Source organism: Mesorhizobium sp. M0771, from assembly GCF_040320155.1.
Classification (GTDB): Bacteria; Pseudomonadota; Alphaproteobacteria; order Rhizobiales; family Rhizobiaceae; genus Mesorhizobium.
In genome coordinates, this window is record NZ_JAMYPC010000012.1 from 187,129 (window position 1) to 202,518 (window position 15,390).

13 protein-coding genes are annotated in these 15,390 nt (G+C 63.3%); 2 read left to right on the plus strand and 11 right to left on the minus strand.

The genetic code is table 11. The features are described 5' to 3' along the window. Positions 1–20: 20 nt before the first annotated feature. The 7 genes from NKI05_RS19595 to NKI05_RS19625 all read right to left on the minus strand — a co-directional run bounded on the left by NKI05_RS19595 (position 21) and on the right by NKI05_RS19625 (position 9,202). Positions 21–428: a carboxymuconolactone decarboxylase family protein gene (locus NKI05_RS19595; RefSeq protein ID WP_023699677.1), complete on the minus strand. Its 408-nt coding sequence runs from the start codon at positions 426–428 to the stop codon at positions 21–23. Between the two features lie 250 nt (positions 429–678). Continuing rightward, the gene (locus NKI05_RS19600) at positions 679–2,175 is read right to left on the minus strand and encodes a sugar ABC transporter ATP-binding protein (protein WP_023815624.1); all 1,497 of its coding nucleotides are present in this window, start codon (positions 2,173–2,175) and stop codon (positions 679–681) included. Next, complete coding sequence (locus NKI05_RS19605; RefSeq protein ID WP_023815625.1) at positions 2,175–3,224, minus strand: SMP-30/gluconolactonase/LRE family protein; 1,050 nt, start codon at positions 3,222–3,224, stop codon at positions 2,175–2,177. The genes NKI05_RS19600 and NKI05_RS19605 overlap by 1 nt, the downstream gene beginning before the upstream one ends. Further along, positions 3,221–5,344: an ABC transporter permease gene (locus NKI05_RS19610; RefSeq protein WP_023815626.1), complete on the minus strand. Its 2,124-nt coding sequence runs from the start codon at positions 5,342–5,344 to the stop codon at positions 3,221–3,223. The genes NKI05_RS19605 and NKI05_RS19610 overlap by 4 nt, the downstream gene beginning before the upstream one ends. A gap of 79 nt (positions 5,345–5,423) precedes the next feature. Then, on the minus strand, positions 5,424–6,449 hold the full coding sequence (locus NKI05_RS19615; RefSeq protein WP_023668177.1) for a sugar ABC transporter substrate-binding protein: 1,026 nt from the start codon (positions 6,447–6,449) through the stop codon (positions 5,424–5,426). A gap of 60 nt (positions 6,450–6,509) precedes the next feature. Then, positions 6,510–7,496: an ABC transporter permease gene (locus NKI05_RS19620; RefSeq protein WP_023668176.1), complete on the minus strand. Its 987-nt coding sequence runs from the start codon at positions 7,494–7,496 to the stop codon at positions 6,510–6,512. Positions 7,497–7,768: 272 nt separating this feature from the next. Beyond that, positions 7,769–9,202: a DHA2 family efflux MFS transporter permease subunit gene (locus NKI05_RS19625; protein ID WP_023815627.1), complete on the minus strand. Its 1,434-nt coding sequence runs from the start codon at positions 9,200–9,202 to the stop codon at positions 7,769–7,771. A 109-nt stretch (positions 9,203–9,311) separates the two neighbouring features. Between NKI05_RS19625 and NKI05_RS19630 the strand changes: the two genes are divergently transcribed. Together NKI05_RS19630 and NKI05_RS19635 are read left to right on the plus strand one after the other, a co-directional pair. Then, complete coding sequence (locus tag NKI05_RS19630; protein ID WP_023687938.1) at positions 9,312–10,313, plus strand: ornithine cyclodeaminase family protein; 1,002 nt, start codon at positions 9,312–9,314, stop codon at positions 10,311–10,313. Continuing rightward, positions 10,310–11,818: an HAL/PAL/TAL family ammonia-lyase gene (locus NKI05_RS19635; RefSeq protein WP_023815628.1), complete on the plus strand. Its 1,509-nt coding sequence runs from the start codon at positions 10,310–10,312 to the stop codon at positions 11,816–11,818. The genes NKI05_RS19630 and NKI05_RS19635 overlap by 4 nt, the downstream gene beginning before the upstream one ends. Here the strand turns inward: NKI05_RS19635 and NKI05_RS19640 are convergent, their stop codons facing one another. From NKI05_RS19640 to NKI05_RS19655, 4 genes are all read right to left on the minus strand, one after another. Beyond that, positions 11,819–12,622 carry a 3-methyl-2-oxobutanoate hydroxymethyltransferase gene (locus NKI05_RS19640; RefSeq protein ID WP_023682254.1) on the minus strand — a complete coding sequence of 268 codons (804 nt, stop codon included), beginning with the start codon at positions 12,620–12,622 and terminating at the stop codon, positions 11,819–11,821. It lies immediately after the preceding gene. 85 nt (positions 12,623–12,707) lie between these two features. Further along, positions 12,708–13,802 carry a fatty acid desaturase family protein gene (locus NKI05_RS19645; protein WP_023736018.1) on the minus strand — a complete coding sequence of 365 codons (1,095 nt, stop codon included), beginning with the start codon at positions 13,800–13,802 and terminating at the stop codon, positions 12,708–12,710. A gap of 16 nt (positions 13,803–13,818) precedes the next feature. Next, positions 13,819–14,733: a sugar phosphate isomerase/epimerase family protein gene (locus NKI05_RS19650; protein ID WP_023705643.1), complete on the minus strand. Its 915-nt coding sequence runs from the start codon at positions 14,731–14,733 to the stop codon at positions 13,819–13,821. Positions 14,734–14,787: 54 nt separating this feature from the next. After that, on the minus strand, positions 14,788–15,390 hold a 603-nt coding region (locus NKI05_RS19655; protein WP_352792951.1), incomplete at its 5' end, for a Gfo/Idh/MocA family oxidoreductase.

The window sequence follows — 15,390 nt, forward strand, 5'->3', positions numbered from 1 at the left end:
GGAGAAGGGAAATCCGCCCCTCACTTCACTTCAAACTCAGGATCGACCGGAATCTGCATCGCAGTCACCAGATGGTTGGTCTGCCCGGCCAGCCCGATGATCGACACCAGCTCGCCATGCTGCGCATCGGTCAAGCCTTTGGCGCGGGCGGCTGCCGTATGCGAATGGACGCAGTAGGAGCAGCCATTGGCGGTCGACACCGCGATATAGATCATTTCCTTGGTCAGCGGGTCGATGGCGCTCTCCGTGGCCATCACCACCTTCACCTGTTCCCATGTCCGTTTCAGCAAGGCCGGATCGTTGGCGAGCCCACGCCAGAAATTGTTGACGAAATCCGATTTGCGCGTCGCGCGGATGTCATCGAACACAGCCTTCGCAACCGGGATTTTTTCGACCTCAGCATCGCTGAGGAGTTTTGTGGCGGCCATGGCGTTTCCTTTCGTTGAATCGGTGGATCAGGTGGTTGAATCAGGTTTCGAGCAAGGGCGGCTAACCGGCTATTCCGATTCAGTTTTTGATGCTGACAGAACCATGGCGATTGGCCGAAGCATCTCAGCTTCGTCATTCACGGGCGAAGCAGGCGCGAAGCGCCGTCGCGGAGAGACCCGAGGATGACGAAGGCGCTGAGGCCTTCGCCAATTGGCGACGTATGCGCACCCTCAAACACCGACCAGAAACCTAATGAACCGCCGCATACATGATCTTCTCCTCCGTCGCCTCGGCGGGCGAAAACTCCTCGACCATGCGGCCCTGCCGGCACACCAGAATCCGGTCCGACAGGTTCATGATTTCCGGCAGGTACGACGAGATAACGACGACGGCCAATCCCTCGTCGGCCAGCCGGTTGATGATCTGGTGGATCTCGGCGATGGCGCCGACATCGACGCCGCGCGTCGGCTCGTCGAAGATCACGATACGCGGCTGCTGCACCAGCCCCTTGCCGATCACCACCTTTTGCTGGTTGCCGCCGGAAAGCTCGACCACGCGGGCATTGTCGTTGATCGCCTTGATGTTCAGCGTCTTCGTCCATTCAGCGGAAAGCGTGCGCATCTCCTGCTGGTTGATCACCCAGGCCTTTTCGCGGCCCGCCGCCAGCAGCCCGCCGAACAGGTTCTCGGCGATGCCCATCGTCTCGAAAATGCCCTCGCTCTTGCGGTCCTCGGTAACATAGACGATGCCGCCGGCGACCGCCTCACTGGGCACGAGATAGCGCACCGGCCTGTCGTCGAGTTCAATCGCGCCACCGCGCAAAAAATCGCGCTTGTAGATGCCGGAGACGATCTTGAAGGTCTCGGTGCGGCCGGAGCCGATCAGCCCGAACACGCCGGTGATCTGTCCCTCGAAGATCGAGAAGGAGGTGTTGCGCACGACATTGCTCATCGAAATGTCCTGCACCGACAGCACCTTCTTGCCGGCCTTGCGCAGCCTGGCCTCGTCGCGCTGGCGATAGATCTGTCCCGACAGTGTACGCCCGACCATGGCGGCGACGATCTTGTCGCGATCGAAGGCCGATGTGTCGTCGGTTATGACCAGCTCGCCATCGCGCAGGATTGTGATGCGGTCGGCGATCATCAGCGCCTCTTCCAATGCATGGCTGATGAAGACGATCGAGACGCCGTTCGCCTTCAGCCGCCGGATCAGTGCGAAAAAGTGCCGCTTCTCCTCCGGCGTCAGCGTCGCCGTCGGCTCGTCGAAGATGATGATCTCGGCATTGTGGTGAACGGCGCGCGCGATCTCGACCATCTGACGCTTGGCCGCGCCCAGCGTCGCCACCATGGCGTTGGGGTCGACCGGAAAGTTCAGCGACTGCAAAAACTGCTGCGCCGAAATGTAGGTGCCGCGCAGCCGGTTGAGGAATTTTTCGGTGCCGAGATAGAGGTTTTGCGCCACCGTCATCGACGGCACCAGGCTGGTCTCCTGGAACACCATGGCGATGCCGGCCTCGAGCGCCGCATGCGGCGAGGCGTAGGCGATCTCGCGGCCTTTGTGGAACATCTTGCCTGAGGTGGCGTCGACGACGCCGGCGATGATCTTGGTCAGCGTGGATTTGCCGGCGCCGTTCTCGCCGAGCAGCGCGTGGATTTCGCCCTTGCGCAGTTCGAAGCTGACTTGTCTGACCGCGGGCACGCCGCGATAGTTCTTGGTGACATTTTCCAGGCGCACGATCGGTTCCATCAGAGACCTCCTGCGTCGATGGCCAGCACGCAATCGCCGCCCCTGGAGGCGATGAACAGGCGGCCGTCCGTTTCCGCCACGCTGCAGATGCCATGGCGCGTGCCGTCGGCGCGGCTGTGCAGGCTGAATTGCGGCTGCATGTTCTGATCGAGCCTGACCACCAGCCCATAGGAGCGGCTCGGCGACCAGGGCTTGTGGATGCCCATGGTGCGGATGCCGCCGCATTGCAGCGGTTCGAGGAAGCTGCGATTGGAGGCCAAAGCCGGCGCGATCCAGTAGGCCGGCGCCACCTGGTCTAGCATGTCGCGCCGATAGTGGGTTTCCTGGAGAACGAATTCGATCAGCCGGTTGCGTGGCGCGAACAGAGCCAGCCACGCGCCGCCATCGCCGGCCGGCGCGAGGCGCGCGGGATAGCCGGGCAGATGCGTCAGCACGGTCGAGCGGCTACCGGTCGCACCATCGAAGCGAACGATCTGATGGCGCCAGCTTTCGCTGACCAGCACATCCCGCCCAATGGGATGCAGCCCATAGGGAAAGGCGATATCGCCGGCCACTTTGCGGAACTCGGCGGCGGCCGCGTCCCGCCTCCAAAGCGAACCGGACGCGCCCTTCTTCATCAGGTCGGCGGCCCATTGCGACGGCGTGTGCTCAGCCGAGCCATTGGCCAGCCACAACGTGCCGTCGTCTGCATAGGCAAGCGCGGTGATGCAGCTGACGCCAGACGGCAGCGAAACCTCCTTGCCGGCGACCAGCAGCTTGCCGCTCTCAAGTCCGACCGTCAGTTCTCCCGACAGTGATAGAGCCAGCGCAGTGATGGGGGAAGGAAAGGTCTCGACAACCTTCGGCTCCACTCCTGCGGCAAGCGAATAGATGGCGTTGCCGCTGGAAGCGAGCAGCCGGCCATCCGCAACCAGCAGATTGTCGGGTTCGATCAGTCCGGCAAAAACCGGGGCATCATCGAGCCGCGTGTTGGGCCGGAAGGCGCCGTCGAGCGGTGGGATGGTCACCGCCTTGCCACGAAACAGGTCGAGCACAGGATCGAGGATCATGGCTTCGCTCCCCAATAGGAAGCCGGGCTGGTCCAGTTCGGGTCGGCGCCCGCAATCTTGTAGCGGCCGATGCGGTTGTTGAGGATGCCGCCGACGAACAGGAAACCCTTGTGCTCGCGCATCGAGGTGACCATCGGATGCGCGCCGCCGGTGAGGTCACCCATCGCCTCGACAATGCCGCCCTTGTCGTTGAATTTCACCACGCCGCCGGTGTTGATGTTGGGGAACAGCCACTCGTCCTGCGGCAGCCGGCGCGTCATGCGCTTGCGCATATCGGGATGGCGCAGCGACAGGTCGAAGCTCGGCGTGCGCATGCCGAGCCATGCCATCCAGTAATTGCCGTCGGAGGCGCGGTTGATGTTGTCGGGATAACCCGGCATGTCGCGGATGACGCATTCGGCGGCGCCCGCCTTCGGCCCTTCCAGCCAGTAGCGATGCACGCGGCAGGCCCAGCTCTCAGCGAAGAACAGCGACTTCCCATCATGCGCCATGCACACACCATTGGTGTAGCGGTAGCCGTCGAGCAGCGTTTTCGTCGAACCGTCCTTCGGGTCATAGACCAGCAGCCGGCCGGTGGCGCGGTTCTCGATCGAGTCCAGCGCCCAATCGTGCGCGTCATAGCGCTTGGTGGAGTCAGTGAAATAGATGCGCCCGTCCGGCGCGATGTCGCAGTCGTTCGGGTCGCGCAGCCGCGCATCGTCGACGATCGAGGTCCAGGAGCGTGACGTCTCGGCCGACAGGCGCTTCACTTCCCGATCCGGCGAGACGGAATAGAGCCCCATGGCGCCGACGCAGCTGATCAGATTGCCCGATTTGTCGAAGGCCAGGCCCAGCGGAAAGCCGCCGATATGGGCAAACACCTCCGATTTCATATAGTCCGGCGCGAAGAAGCGGACGATCTCGCCATGGCGCGTGCCGCAATAGAGGTGATCGTCGCGGTCGAGGATGACGTCTTCCGGCCCTTCCAACTCGCCGAGCCCGATATGGTCGGCCGCCGACAGCCGGTTGTCGAGCGCGTAGGGCGTGCCTGAGCCCGGCACCGCAGACTGTGTCTCGCCCATCTTGAGATAGACCGGCGCGACATAGACTTCGTTGAGCACCTTATGGCGGTTCTTCAGCCAGCGGATGTCGATCGTCACCGCCACCGCCAGCATGATGCCCAGCACCATCTGGTTGGTGCCGGTGCCATAGCCCAGCCGGATCAGCCCGTTGGTCATGGTCAGCACGATGATGGCGCCCATCAGCCCCTTGATGACCGAGCCGCGGCCACCACCCAGGCTGACGCCGCCGACCACCGCCGCCGTCAGCGCCATGATCTCAAGGTTGAGGCCGGTGCCCGGCCCTGCCCCACTCAGGCGGCAAGCGATCAGGAAGCCGCCGATCGAGGCGCAGAAGCCGGAAAAGACATAGGTCATGAACACGGTGCGGCGCACGCGAATGCCGGCATTGTGCGCCGAGCGCCTGGATCCGCCGACCGCCAGCACATGCCAGCCCGGCCGTGAGCGCGTCAGCGCGATATGGGTGACGATGGCAAGAATGATCGCCAGCCACACCGAGACCGAAAGCCCCCAGAAGGTGCTGTCGCCGATGAAGTCGAGCACATCCGATGTCGCCTGGGAAAGCTGCACGTCTGCGGCATAGGTGGTGACGAGAATATCGAACAGCGCCCGGCCAAAAATGAAGGTGACCAGCGTAGTCAGAAAGGCGCGCAGCCTGAGATAGCCGACGAGGTAGCCGTTGACGGCGCCGAAGATGAGCCCGGTGGCAAGCGATGCCGCCAGCGCCAGCCAGATAGACTGTTCGAGGATGAAGAAGACATAGACGGCGGAGAAGCAGGACAGCGCGAAGATCGAACCGACGGACAGATCGATGCCGCCGCCCAGCATCACCACCGTCATGCCGGTGACCACCATCGAGAACTCGCCGAGCTGGCGGGTCGATTCCTGTAGCGAGGTCAGCTTGAAGAAGCCGGGAATGATCGAGCCGAACACGCTGAGCGTCGCCACCAGCGCCAGGAACGGAATGGCGTTGTCGGTCCAGCGTTTTGTCAGGATTTCGCCGACCAGATGGTCGGGCACGAGATTGTAGCGCCAGGACTGGAGGCGTTCGCGAAAGGACATCGGCGGCTGCTATTCCATGAGGGAACGAGGTGACCGGATTGTCCAGCCACCTCGTTTATTTCAGTCGAAAAAGCGCGGCTTACTTCGCCGCCGCTTCGGCCTGCAGTGCCTTCAGGTCCCAGCAGCTGTCGGGCTTGAGGTCGGCCTTGGTCGTAGCCTTCTCCAGTGTGTAGATGTAGGTGTGCGACGTGCCGGCCGGCTGGCCGCTCTGCAGCAGGAACTTGATGATAGCGTTCATGTCGCCGGACTGGCGAGCCAGATCGGTCATCACCACGGCGCCGTAAGTTCCGTCCTGCAATTTGTCGCAATCGGCCGCCTTCTCGCCGCCGCCGGTGGTGACCAAAAAGACCTTGCCGTCGAGCTTGGCGTCGCGGATGGCGGCGGATGCGCCGGTGGCGTCACCATCCCAGAAGTCGATGATCGAGCAGATGTCGGGGTTCTGCTGCAGCATTGTCGTCGTCACGTTGCGCGACGTCGTCGGATCCCAGTTGGAGTCGGGCTTGGCCACGACTTTGAAGTCGGGGTGCTTCTCCAGCACCTTCATGATGCCGGCATACTGGTAGAGACTGGACGAGTTGGCCTGATCACCCTGCACAAGGCCGATCTTCTTCGACGAATTCTCGCCGCAGCCCTTGATCGCCGCTTCGGCCTCGAGTTGGCCGAGCCGGTCCCAGTCACTGCCGACAAAGGCGTCGGCCGGGAAGTTGGCGGGATTGTCGACCAGTATGACGTAGGTTCCGGCAGCCTGCGCCTTCTTCATCAGCTTGGAATAGGAGTTGAGATCCGGCGCATGGATGATCAGCACGTCCGGCCTTGTGTCGGACGAGATCGCGTCGGTGATCGCCTGTGCACCGGCATCGACGACCCAGTTCGGATCGCGTGTTTCGAAGGTGCCGCCCCAGGCCTCGACTTCCGTCTTCAGATAGTGCGACCAGCCCTGCGCAAGGTCGAAGCCCATCGCCAGCGGCACCAGCATGACGCGCTTGCCCTTGAGCGCCTGCGCGTATGCGGCCGGGCCCGGATCGTCGGCGGCGAAGGTCGGCGCGACGAAGGCGGTAGCGGCAAGCGCCGTGGCGGCCGCCATCAGTGTTCTGATCAGTTTCATGTCACATCCTCTGTTTTTCACTTATTGCCGGCCGGTCGGCATGACCTGGTCGGGTACCCCTTAGATGTCGCCCTGCTGCGCGGTCTGTTCGTCACGCGGATTGATGATGCCGTCGACGATGATGGCTCCGAGCAGGATCGCCGCCTTGATCAGGTTTTGATAGAGCAGCGGAATGTCGATGATGGTCATCGCGTTCGACAGGATGCCGATAAGTGCAGCGCCCACCAGCACATTGCGCACCCCGCCCCGCCCGCCGGAAAGGCCGATGCCGCCGATCACCGCCACCAGCACGATGTCATAGAGCAGCGTCGAGTTGACGACGCGGGTGTTGATCGAGTGCAGGCTCGACGCCGTCAGCAGGCCGGCGATCAGCGCGACGAAGGCCGAAACCACATAACGCAGCACCAGCATTGGCCGCACCGGAATGCCGATGTTGCGCGCGGCGACCGGATTGTCGCCGGCGAAATAGATGTAGCGGCCCCATTTGGTGTAGCGCAGGAACAGGAAGAACAGGAAGGCGAGCCCGGCGAAGACGAACACTTCGATCGGAATGTCGAGGAAACGCAGGCCGCCGAGCAACTCCACCCAATGGCCCTGAGGCACCGGCACCGCATCCTGCGTGATCAGTTGCGAGCGGACATAGCCGAAGACGAAGGAGCCGGTCGCCAGCGTCACGAAGATCGCCGGAACGTCGGCATAAGCGACGAGAAAACCGTTGAGCAGGCCGATGGCGAGCACGCCTGCCAGCACATAGGCGAAGGCGAGCCCATCAGGCGTTCCGGCGTTGAGCAATTGCAGATACCAGGCGACCGACATCGCCATGATCGCCACCGCCGACAGGTCGATGCCCCTGCCGATTATGACGACCGCCATACCGAGCGCCAAAATGCCCAGCACCGACACCGAGCGGACGATGGCAACGAGATTGTTGGCAGCGATGAAACCAGGCAGCCCAATGGCAGCGGCGACGAACAGCACCACGGCGATGGCAAAGACAATGCCTTCCTGATTCAGGCTCCTGACATTTGGCCAGCCAATCGTGTTCATGTCTGCATTCGCCCCGATGGCAGCTCTGCCACCCCTTCCGAAGAAAGCTAATCGGCTCGGCGCCGCTTCGTCAAATGAATCCGCGCTCGGAACGCCCGTTGGCAGTGATAATCTTCCAGTGGACGCACCGATTGCTAGAACTGGCGCAATCCTAGGAAAAGGCTGCGCTTTTGGCATTCCGTTGCGCCATTGCGTGTATGCGCGAAGGTGCCGTTCTGAGGCGAAAGCACAAGGCGGAATTAATTGCCGCCTGAGCGGCGAAAATCGCGAATTCAGGTCCTGGTCATGTGGCCTGAAACTTCGGCGCCTGCACCGGGCGGCAGCACGAGGAACCGCAACGCCGCCACCAGCCCGATGGCGCCGATGACCAGGAAGGCGGTGCGAAAATCGACGAGGTCGAGCGCCGGCCGGTCCCTGACGATCTGCGACAGGTTGAGGATGGCAGCCGCCACCGCCACGCCGAACAGCATCGATATCTGCTGCAGCATGGACGACAAAGTCGCCGCCGAGTTGCGCTGCGCGGCATCGATGTCGGCGAAGGCCAGAGTATTCAGCGCCGTGAACTGCATCGAGCGCGTCAGGCCGGCGATCAGCATCAGCATCACTACCAGCGCCTGCGGCGTTTCGGGCGAGATCGCCGCGCAGGCCATGATCGAGGCCGAGGCGATCAGGCCGTTGACGACCATGACCGTGCGAAAGCCAAAGCGTCGCAGCGTCGGCGTCGTCACCGTCTTCATGCCGAGATTGCCGAGGAAGTAGGCCAGGATCATCAAGCCGGCATCGACCGGCGAAAGGCCAAAGCCGACCTGAAACAGCAGCGGCAAAAGGAACGGCGTGGCGTTGATCGCCACGCGAAAAATGGTGCCGGCGGCAAGCGTCGAGATGGCGAAGGTCTGCACCCTGAACGCGCTGAGATCGAGCAGCGGATGCGGCGCGCGCCGGAGATGCCGCACCGCCAGCCAGCCGATGACGATGCCGGCGGCAACCAGCAGCACGGCGGGCAAGGCGCCGTCTTCCGGATGTGCGATGCGCTCAAGGCCGTAGAGCAGCAGCGCGAGCCCCAGCGACGTGAGGAAAAACCCCGGCCAATCCAGCGGCTTGGGATCGGCCGCGCGGTCGCCCGGAATGAAGCGCGCGACCAGCGCCAGCCCGACGAGCCCAAGCGGGACGTTGATGAAGAAATTCCAGTGCCAGGAGAGATAGGTTGTGATGAAGCCGCCAAGCACCGGCCCGACCACGGGCGCAAACAACGCCGGCCAGGTGATCAGCGCCGTGGCGTTGAGCAGCTCCGATTTCGACGCATTGCGCAGCACCAGAATTCGCCCGACCGGCGTCATCAGCGCGCTGCCAAGGCCTTGCACGACGCGAGCGGCAACGAACTGAGGCAGACTTTGCGAGAAGCCGCAGGCCAGCGAGGCCAGCGTGAACAGTACGATCGCCAGCAGGAAGATGTTGCGCGCGCCGAAGCGGTCGGCAAGCCAGCCCGACAGCGGCACGAACACTGCCATGGTCAGCATATAGGCGGTGATGCCGATGCTCATCGCCACCGCCGGCACGCCGAAGGATTGTCCCATCTGCGGCAGCGAGGTCGAGATGATCGTCGAATCCAGCAGCTGCATGAAAAAGGCGATGGCAACGATCAACGCCACGCGCCGCGCATTGCTGGCGGTTACGGCGGAGGCCTCGGTGTCGGGAACGGCAGTCATGGCGAACCGCGTTGAACAGCATATGGCTGGCCCCGTCCAGAGCTTATCCAACAAACTTCCGTGTCGGCTCGCAGCCTGTTATGGATGGGCGGGCGGCCAAGGACATTGCATGAAGCCTATCTATATCGACTACCTCAATGGCCTCGATATCGAAGCCCTGGAGATGACCGACGGCGAAATCATTGCCGCTGTCGAAGCCGGGCTTATCGCGCAAGGCAATGGCCAGACGGTGATCGAGCCGCGCGTCCATCTTGAACCCGCCCCTTCCTTCCATGGCCATTTCAACGTTCTGCGCGGCTACGTTGCGCCGCTCGATACGGCGGGCGTGAAAATCGTCGGCGACTATGTCGACAACTATCTGCACGGGCTCCCTTCAGAATTTGGCATTTTGAACCTGTTCGATCCGCGCACCGGCACGCCGCGCGCCATTCTCGACGCCACCGTCATCACCGACATGCGCACCGGCGCCGTCACCGCCATTGGCGCCAAACATCTGGCGCGCAAGAACTCCAAGGTGCTGGCCCATATCGGCGCGCGCGGCACCGCCTATTGGAATGTGCGCCTGCTCGACCATCTCTTCGACTTCGACGAGATCCGCGTCCATTCGCGCCGCCCGGAAAGCCGCGACGGCTTCGCCGCCAAACTCTCGGCCGATCTCGGCAAGAAAGTTACCGCGGTTGCCGACTGGGAAAGCTGCATCAAGGGCGCCGACATCGTCGTCGAGGCCTCGCGGCTGCCGGAGCCGCAGCCGCTGCTCAAGACCGAATGGATCAAGCCCGGTGCGCTGGTCGTGCCCTATGGTACGATGAGCGCGGTGGAGCTGTCATTGACCGACATCATGCAGAAAATGGTCGTCGACGACTGGGGCCAGTGCAAAGGCGGCAAGTTCGGCTCGCTGCGCGCCCATGTCGAGACCGGGCGGCTGAGCGAAGCGACGCTGCACGCCGAGCTCGGCCAGATCGCTGCCGGTCTCAAGCCGGGACGCCAGAGCGACGACGAGACGATCCTGTTCTGGCATCGCGGCCTGTCGCTGTCCGACATTGCGCTGGGCAAGGCGATGCTGGCCAAGGCTGCTGATAAAGGCATCGGCCAGAGGCTGCGCTTCGCATGAGCGCGCTCGTCCTCACCGGCGCCGGCGTCAGCGTCGAGGACGTTGCGCAGGTCGCCCGCGGCGGCCGCAAGGTCGAGGTTGAACCGACAGTCATCGAGAGGCTCGACAAAGCGCGAAAAGTGCTCGATCAGGTCGCCGCGTCCGGTCAGCAAATCTATGGGCTCAACACCGGGCTCGGCGCCAATCTCGGCACATCGGTCGAGGGCGATGCCAGCGCCTTCCAGCGCCAGTTGCTGGAAGGGCGAAGCGGCGCTGTCGGCGAACCGTTGCCCCAAGAGGCGGTGCGGGCGACCATGCTTGCGCGCGCAGCGATGCTGGCAGTCGGCGGCTCCGGCATTTCGCCGGCGGCTTTCACCGCCCTTGTCGATGCGCTCAATGCAGGCGTGCATCCGGTAATGCCGCAGTTGGGCTCGATCGGCGCCGGCGATCTCGTGCTGATGGCGGCGCTCGCCCGTCTGCTGACCGGCGACGGCGAAGCTGACTATCAGGGTCGGCGCATGCCGGCGGCCAAGGCGTTGATGATGGCGCGGTTGGCTCCGATCAGCCTGGCGCCGAAAGACGGCCTGTCGCTGATCAACGCCTCGGCGGTATCAGCCGGCACTGGCGCGTTGGTACTGGCCGACGCGCTGTCGGCCTTTGCGCAACAGCAGCAGGCCGGCGCGCTGACCATGGAAGGGTTTGGCGCCAACCGCACCATCCTCGATCCGCGCCTGCATCTGGCGCGGCCGGCAGCCTGCCAGCAACTCGCGGCCAAGGGCCTGCGCGACCTGCTTGCCCGTGACGAGGAGCCGGCGCCGACCACCTTGCAGGACCCGTTGTCGATCCGCTGCATGCCGTCGATCCATGGTGCATTGATCCAGGCGATCGATCAGGCGCGGCTGGCGCTGGAGATCGAACTCAATGCCGCCGCCGACAATCCGCTGGTGCTGGGCGATGACGGGCTGGTTCTGTCGACCGGCAATTTCCACACCGCATCGCTGGCGCTTGCCTTCGAGACGCTCGGCCTGGCGATCGCGCAATGTGCCGCGGCAAGCGTTGCCCGCTTCATCCAGCTCGCCGGCTCCGGCCGCAACGGCCTGCCAAAATATTTGTCACCGGTCGGCGGCGCCTCGGCCGGTTTCGTGCCGCTGCAAAAGACCGCAACGGCAATCCTGGCCGGCATCCGCCACAAGGCCAATCCGGTGATGCTGGATTTCCTGGCCGTGTCCGAAGGCGTAGAGGACCACGCCACGCAGACGCCGCTTGCCGTGTCGAAATGCGCCGGGATGATCGCGCTGTGGCGACGGCTGATCGCCTTCGAACTGATGGCCGCCGCACAGGCCGTGGACCTGCGCGACGGTCTCAAGCTGGCGCCCGGCACAGCAGCGGTCCATACCGCGGTGCGCGCGCATGTAGCGATGCTCAGGGAGGACCGGCCGCTGGGAACGGATGCCGAGGTGCTCCATGCCATGCTCGCTGACGGAACATGGCAAGGTGCAGCGATGATCGGCAAGGAGGCCGAGTAGTTAGCCCTTTGCGTCCACCCGTTTCATGAACAGGCTGAGCTCGGCCGGATCCATGCGCACGACATGCCTGTCTTCCGGATAGGCGCCGCTATCGACGTCGGCAACGTACTCGGAAAACGCCGCGACGCGTTCCGCCTGCAGACGATCGTACTCGGCGGCGAAGTTGCGGTAGACCTTGGAATGGCGCGGCATGTGGCCCCGGTTCTGGCCAAGAATATCGTCGGCAAACAGATATTGCGCGTCGCAGCCGGTGCCCGCACCCATCGACAGCATGATCAGCGAGGTCCGTTCCGAGATCGCCTTCGCCACCTCGATCGGCACCACTTCGATCTCGGCGCCGAGAGCTCCAACGGCCTCATACTGCTTGACCGCCTCAAAAATCTGCATGGCGGTGTCGGCTGTCTTGCCGACGGCCTTGAAGCCGCCGGTCCAGGTGGCGCGGGACGGAATGAGGCCGACATGGCCGATGACGGGGATCGCGTCGTCGGCGAGCCGCTTCACGGTGGCGAAACCGGCGCTGCAATAAACGGCGTCGGCGCCGGCCTTGTAGAGCCGGAACGCCCAGCGCAGGAAATCGTCCGCCGTGCCGATCTCATAAAAATTCTCGCCCGGCATGGTGAACAGGCTGGGCGCCGCATCGCGATACTCAGGGTTGAGCACCAGCTCGGGCGGCACCGAGACGATATCGACCCCTGCCCGCTCGGCAGCCTCGGCCTCGTCCATGGTCAGGACGCGCAGCATGGTCAGCTGGCGCTTGCCCTTCATGGCGCGCAGATCGGCGACGGTCGGTCTCTTTCGGCTCATCGGGATGTCCCTGTTGGCTGGTTGCTTTTCCCGGTCACCTTACCGGCCCCGTAACAGGCCGGATAGAAGGCGGGTGGTTTATTCGCTACTCGGCCGCCGCCGACATATCGAGCTCGTGAAATTCACCGCGATAGGGCCGCGCCGTCGGCGGCAATTCGCGCTTGAGGAAATAATCCTCGTACCGCAGCTGCTTCAGCAGCACCGGCCAGACCTCGCGATAGGCATGCCACATGGACGGGTTCGCCGCCGGCAGGTCGTGCTTGACCAGCTCGTGCAGCCTCGGCAGCGCATGGTAGGGCACCATCGGAAACATGTGATGCTCGACGTGGTAATTCATGTTCCAGTAGATGAAGCGGCTGACCGGGTTCATGTAGACGGTGCGCGTGTTCAGCCGGTGGTCGACGACATTGTCGGCCAACCCGATATGCTGCAGCAGGCCGGTCAGAACCATGTGCCAGCTGCCATAAAAACGCGGCAGGCCGATCAGCACCAGCGGCAGCCATGAACCCAGCGCGATCGCGAGGGCGATCGTCGCAACGTACACGGCGACATGCCAGCGCGCCGCCGTGATGGCCTTGCCCTGTTCGGTCTCAGGAATGTAGCTCTTTTCGTCGTCCGACAGCTTGCCCAACGCCTGGCGCGCCAGGATCGGCAGCGAATAACGGAAATCGAGAATGCCGGTGAAGGCAAGCGCCGCCTTGACCAGATTTGGCGGCCGCATTACCGCGATCTCGGCGTCACGGCCGACGATGATCGTGTCGGTGTGATGCCGCGCATGGCTCCAGCGCCATTGCACCGGATTGCGCACCACCATGAAGCTGGCGATTTCGTAGATCGCATCGTTCATCCAGCGTGTGCGGAAGGCGGTGCCATGGCCGCATTCGTGCCAGCGCGAATCGCTCGACGATCCATAGAGCACGCCATAGACGAGCAGGAACGGCACCACCCACCACGTGCCCCAGAACCACACGATGCCGGCGGCCGAGCCCAGGATGGCTGCGATCCAGATCACTGTATCGCGGATCGCCGGCCCGTCGGAGCGCTGCATCATTTCCTTCATTGCCTTGCGCGGCACGTCGGTGTGATACCACTCGGCCGAGGCCAGCCCGGTCTCGATCGCCCGGCGGGTGCTTTCGCCGACCAGGCCGTAATCGCGCTTTGTCTTGGCCGCCGTCGCCATCACCGTCTCGCCTACCTCAAAGCCCGTTGGCGCGGAACTTCCCGTCGAGAAATGTTTTCGCCCGCGGCACGTCGTCCTCGGTCAGATGCTCGATGATAACAGGGATGTTCGGGTGCTTCTCACTGAGCCGCTGCAGATAGAGATCGTAATTCAGCGATCCCAGCCCGGGCGCCGGCAGCTCGATCTCGCCGACGCCGCGGAAGGTCAGCCCCTCATGCGCGTCCGCGTCGCCGATATCGGCATGCTTCTCGGTCTTGTCGCTGCCTGAGCGCTTGACGTCCTTGGCGTGCGCGATGCGGATCTTGTCGGCCAGCGTGTCGAACACCTGGTTCAGCACCTGGTCCATGCGGTCGATATTGTGCGCCTCGAAATAATTGGTCGGATCCATCAGCAGGCCGAGGCCCGGATGGTCGACCTGCGCGAACATTTTGACCGTCTCCTCGACCGAACCGACGACATTGTTGACATAGGTTTCGAGCAGGAACACCGCGCCATGGTCGTAAGCCGTCTGGGCAAGATCCGAGATCACCTTGCGGCATTCCTCGAAGCCTTCCTCGGTCTTGTTTTTGGGATGATGCACCCAGTCGGATTCGGTGTTGTAGGTGCCGGTCTCCGAGATCACGTAGGGCGAGCCGAAGTCGCGCGCATTGCGGATGATTTCCTTGAGATAGCCGACGCGCTTCTCGCGCTCGGATTTGTCGGGATGGATGATGTTGGTGTAGCCCGAGATGCAGCAGACCGGCAGATTGTGGTCGCGAAACGTGTCGCGCACTGTCCTCGCCTTGTCCCCGGTGATCTGCCCGGCCGTGAGATCGACATCCCTGAAATGCATGTCGAGCTGCACTGTGTTGAAGCCGAGTGCACGGATGCGGCGGGCGGCCTCCGCGAGCTCATAGGGGAAATAGCCGGTGAAGATACCTGCCTGCATCATGATGTGAACTCCTCCCGGTAAGCGATTCAGCCGCCACACTATTCGGCGGCATGTTCAGTCGATCGATATCTCGGACAGTTTGACGGTGCGGCCTTGCGCCATCGAGCGGTAGCCCGCCTCGACCAGTGCCATTGTCTTGACGTTATCGGCGACGGAGAGCGCCGGCGGCGCGCCTGTCTTCACCGCATGCTGCAATTGCTCCATCACGCCGATGAAGGCATGCGGGAACCACATCGTGTCCCAGCTCGGGCTGACCCATTCGCCGCCGGTCGTCTTGGTCGACGCATAGGTCAGCGTCGAGGCCACGCCTTTCGGCCAGCCGATCGTGCCTTTGGCGACACCCTTGGTGCCGTCGACGCGCCAGTTGATGTGCTGGTCGTCCTCATAGCCCTCCTGGCGCGGTCCGGACCAGACATCCTCCAACGACACGGCGAGCACGCCGGAGGGAAAGCGCAGCGTCGAGACGGTGATGCCGTCTGAATGGTCGAATGTCGTGCGCGGATCCTTGCGCGTCAGCGTGGTGATTTCCGAGGGATCGCCGAACAGGAAGCGCAGCACGTCCAGATGATGCACGCTCATATTGGCGAGCGTCAGCCGGTCGTAGTCCTGAAGGAAAGTCTGCCAGTGCGGGATCGCATGCATGTCGATCTGCGCAAA